3 protein-coding genes and 1 pseudogene are annotated in these 4231 nt (G+C 73.4%); 1 reads left to right on the top strand and 3 read right to left on the bottom strand.

Going from position 1 to position 4231, the window contains the following annotated elements; all coding sequences use genetic code 11:
- Window positions 1-215: 215 nt before the first annotated feature.
- Both ACY45C_RS18060 and ACY45C_RS18055 read right to left on the bottom strand, forming a co-directional pair.
- Window positions 216-1640, bottom strand: a pseudogene (locus tag ACY45C_RS18060) (DUF4158 domain-containing protein); the annotation flags it as partial.
- Between the two features lie 134 nt (window positions 1641-1774).
- Entirely contained in the window at window positions 1775-2374 is a 600-nt protein-coding gene (locus ACY45C_RS18055; protein ID WP_462188753.1) for a TetR/AcrR family transcriptional regulator, read from the bottom strand.
- Window positions 2375-2483: 109 nt separating this feature from the next.
- Here ACY45C_RS18055 and ACY45C_RS18050 point away from each other — a divergent pair, with 109 nt between their 5' ends.
- Window positions 2484-3173: a formylglycine-generating enzyme family protein gene (locus tag ACY45C_RS18050; protein WP_462188751.1), complete on the top strand. Its 690-nt coding sequence runs from the start codon at window positions 2484-2486 to the stop codon at window positions 3171-3173.
- 77 nt (window positions 3174-3250) lie between these two features.
- Here the strand turns inward: ACY45C_RS18050 and ACY45C_RS18045 are convergent.
- Window positions 3251-4231 (bottom strand): hypothetical protein (locus tag ACY45C_RS18045; protein ID WP_462188749.1); only part of this gene is annotated, 981 nt, incomplete at its 5' end.

The raw sequence follows: 4231 nt of genomic DNA, 5'->3' as shown, positions 1-4231 counted from the left end.
TGCCTGACGCGGGCCGTCGGGGTGAATCGGACGGGGCCAGGCCAGCGGTGGCGAGGGCATCCGGGCTTAAAAGCCGTGCACGACGACCTGCCGTGGTCAGAACAGCGTGTCGCGGACGCGCAGTGGCCGGTAACCGGTCGGCCCGAGCTGTGCGAGCTCGCCCTCGATGTCCACCTCGATCGCGCCGAAGAAGTTGATGTTCTCGCTGTGCGCGGGTCGGACGGGACATCCTCCGCCGACAGCGGGGAGATCACCAGGTCCCCGTCGCCATCCAGCCGCACCGGGCCATCGCCCTCGCCGAGGGCGGTGCGCAGCTCGTCTTGCACCTGGGCCAGCGCCGCGTCTGCATCGGCGGGTTTGCCGACCAGCCGGCAGAACTCGACCCGCTGCTCGGCCCACTTGCTCGGAGTGAGCAGATAGGCGGCCGGGTCGGAGTAGCGGCGCGAGCCGGGCACGAACACATCGCCCGTGCGCAGACCATCCCGCAGCGCCAGGAGCGTGCACAGTTCCCAGTAGTGCCGGTAGGCGGCGACGTTGCCTGGCTTCGCCGCGGTGTCCAGGTAGCCACGCCGACGGGCCGGGACGAAGCTGGCCGGCGCGGTGTCGGGGACCTTCCGTGCGCCTGTGGCGTTCAGTTCCCGCAGGATCGCCACCGCCTTGAGTAGGTCGGTCGCGGCGGTGCCGCCGGCGAATGTCACCGCCTCCAGGACCTGCGGGGTGAACTGCCGCAGGTACCCGTACGAACCGTCCAACGCGGCCAGATGCCCATGATCACGTGGCAGCGGCGGCAACGCGGTGGCCTGCGCGGACCGCAGCCGCTCCCACCCGACCTTCTCCCCCCGGATCAACCCACCGACGTCCTCGTCCGGCACTGCTGGATCGGCGGCGATGGCGAGGATCGCGTCCAGCAGGGCCTGGCGGTCCTCACCGGCCTTGCCGCGCTCGGCCAGCTCGTCGCGCATCCTGTGCGCGGCCTTGCTTTCCCGCGCCGAGACAGCCTGGTCGAACAGCTGCACGACCTCGTCCAGCACGTCGGTCGCCGACTGCGCCAGCATCGTGAGCAAGATCGGATAGCGGCGTTGCGGCTCGCGGCGTTGCAACGCCTGCGCGGTCAACCGCTGGCCCACCGTCGCGAGGAACCTACGCCGCTCGGCCGGCAGCACGGACAGGTCCAGGGTGTGCGCGCCCAGACCGCGTAGGAACTCCAGCTTCGTTACCTCAGCCTTCACCGCCGCCGGCGAGGCCTCGACCGGTCCGGTGGCCAGCCACCGTAACCGCGTCATACCGATCATCGGATCGTCCACCAGCAGGCCGTCCAGGCCGGCGCACCGCTGGTCGGTGAACTCGTCCGCCAGCCGGTCGAACGTCTCCCGCCGGGCCTCCTCCCGCGCGTGCGCGACCCGCTCGACCACCATCACCGGACCCGGCCGGATCACCCGCGCCGAGATCAGGTACTCGCACGCCAACCGGAACAGCAGAACCGGTGAGTCATGCTCCAACGCCCGCGCCAGCAGGAACTCGTCCAACTCCTTCAACTCCAAGGCCGTCGGCGCCCGCCAGCCCAGATACCGCGCCACCGACCGAAGATGCCCGGTGCGGGTATTCGCACGCTTCCCGTACGACCGGATCTGATCAGGGTCGATGACGTGGCCGGTCAGCTGCCGCCCGGTCCACACCGGGCAGGGGGACGGGGCGTCCCACCGGTCGGCGGGCACGCGAGTGACGATGGTGGTGAACGTGTCGAGCGCACGGCGGTAGCACTGCAAGCAACGGGTCATGACTCCTTCTGCGGGGTGAGCAGGGGACCGAGCGTCCGCCAGGCTGCGTCGGTCAGGTCGTCGGCGACGAGCGTCGGGGAGCCCGCGGGGCGGGCGAGCCAGTGGCGGCTGTATTCCTGGGCGGGGCCGAACCACAGCGCGACGACGACCGCCAGGTCGGGCCGGTCGGACCAGCCGTGGCCACGCAGCCAGTCGGCCACCGCGGCGAAGAAGCCGCGGTTGTCCGCGGCGGTGCGCTCATCGATCGTGCCGCGCAGGACATCGACCGGCGCGGTCAGCAGCAGTCGGGCCAGCGGCGGATGCTCTTCCACCCACCGCAGATGGCGGGTGACCAGGCGGGTCACGCCGTCGCGGGGCCCGGTCGAGGTGTGCAGCTCACCCCACAGCGCGCTCTGATGATCGGCAAGACCCGCACCCACCACGGCCGCGGCCAGGTCCCCCCGGGTGGGGAAGTAGTGAAACAGGCTGCCGTTACTGACACCGGCCCGGCGCCGAACCGCCTGCATGGACGTGGCCTCCCAGCCCTGCTCCAGCACGCAGGCCACGGCCGCGTCCACCAGCCGGGCCCGACTGGGCGCTACCCCGACGCCTCCCATAACCCCGGCACCTCCCATAGAGCAACACTCTAGAGCAACACTCTAGACGGACAGCCCGCGCGCCTACCGGGACTCTCTGTGCGGACGAGCTTCGGTAAGATCGCCGGCCATGGACGCGGGCGTGGGAAACACGTTGATCTCCATCCCTCCGGGGCGGGTGACGCTGTGCGACCGGCGAACGCAGCGCAGCTGGTCGGTCGAGCTCGCGCCGTACTGTCTCGCGGCGTTTCCGGTCACCCAGGAGCAGCACGCGGCGGTTGTCGGCCAGCGGCCGGGCTCGGCCCACGGGGACCGGTTGCCCGTCGAGGGGGTTTCCTGGTGGGACGCGGTCCGGTTCTGCAACGCCCTGTCCCACCGCGACGGGATGGCGCCCGCGTACCGTGTCCAGGCCGACGGCGAGGGTGCCGACGGGGAGGGTGTCGAGTGGGACACCCGCGCCGAGGGGTACCGGCTGCCGACCGAGGCTGAGTGGGAGTACGCCGCCCGGGCCGGCACGAGCGGCCCGCGGTACGGGCCGCTCGACGACATTGCCTGGTACCGCGGCAACTCCCACGGGCGAATCCACGACGTGGGCGGTAAACAGCCCAACTCCTGGGGCCTGTACGACATGCTGGGCAACGTGTGGGACTGGTGCTGGGACCTGTACGACACCGAGGTCTACGGCACCTATCGGGTGCTGCGGGGCGGTGGGTGGTTCGACGAGCACTGGAGCTGCCGGGCCTCCGTACGCCGCCGCGGCCACCCGGCCTTCCACCTCGACGACGTGGGGTTCCGCGTCGCGCGTTGCGCCGTGCCCTGACCCACGTCGCATCCGTGCTCATGCACCGGTCCGTGTTGCCCGCCGGATGAGAGCGATCCTGATCAGATGGGGCCTGATCAGGTGGGGCCGGGGCGGGTGGGGCCGGGGCGGGTGGGGCTGGCGCGCACGGCGCGAAGCTCCGCGGTCAGTTCGTCGGCCTGGCGTTCGGCGCGTTCGGCGCGGGCCCGGGCCTCGGCGCGGGCCTCGCCGATCACAGTGAGACGTTCGGCGGCGGCCTGACGTTCGCCGGCCAGGCGGGCCTCGCCCTCGGAGCGGACGCGGTCGAGTTCGGCCGCCGCCTCGGCACGCACCCGCTCAGCCTCGGCGGCCGCGGCCGCGCGGACCTGGTCGAGCTGCGCCGCCGCCTCGGCGCGGATCCGGGTGATCTCGGTGTCGGCGGCGGCGCGGCCGCGGGCGGCCTCGGCGCGTTCGCGGCGGATGTCCTCGCGCAGGGCGTCGCGTTCGGCGCGTAGCTCGGTGAGGGTGTGCGCGTCGTGTTCGGCGGCGCGCCGGGCCTCCTCCAGCCGCGTTGAGGCCTGCTCCCGGGCGGCGACGGCCTCGTCGATGCGCCGTGCGGCCTCGGCGCGGGCCGTCTCGGCGGCGTCGTTGGCCGCGCGGACCGTCTCGGCGGAGTGCTCGACCACCTGCCGCCTGGCCGCCTCGGCGGCGGCCAGGCGCGTCTCGGCGCCCTCCAGCGCGCTCACCGCCTCGCCCGCGACGGCCTCGGCCTCGGCGCGGGCCGCCTCGGCGGCGCGGGCCCGCTGCTCGGCGCGCACGGCACGGGCCACCGCCTCGGCGACCCGTTCGGCGGCTTCGGCTTCGGCCGCCTCGACGGCCGCCTCGGCGGCGGTGACGTCGCCGAGGGCGGACATCTGCCGGGTGAAGGCGTCGAGGGTGCGGGTCAGCTCGGCGGCGAGGGCGCGCGCCTGAGCGGCGAGGTCCTCGGCGTGCAGCCGACCGGCCGCCAGCGGCCGGGTGGCGGCGTCGGCCCGGGCTGCGGGCGTGCCGGCGGAGTCCGCACTGCCACGCCCGGCGAGCTCACGGCGGCGGCGGTAGGC

Source organism: Frankia sp. CcWB2 (assembly GCF_977927585.1).
The sequence above is the reverse complement of the archived record's forward strand: the minus strand, read 5'-3'. Positions and strand labels throughout refer to the sequence as shown.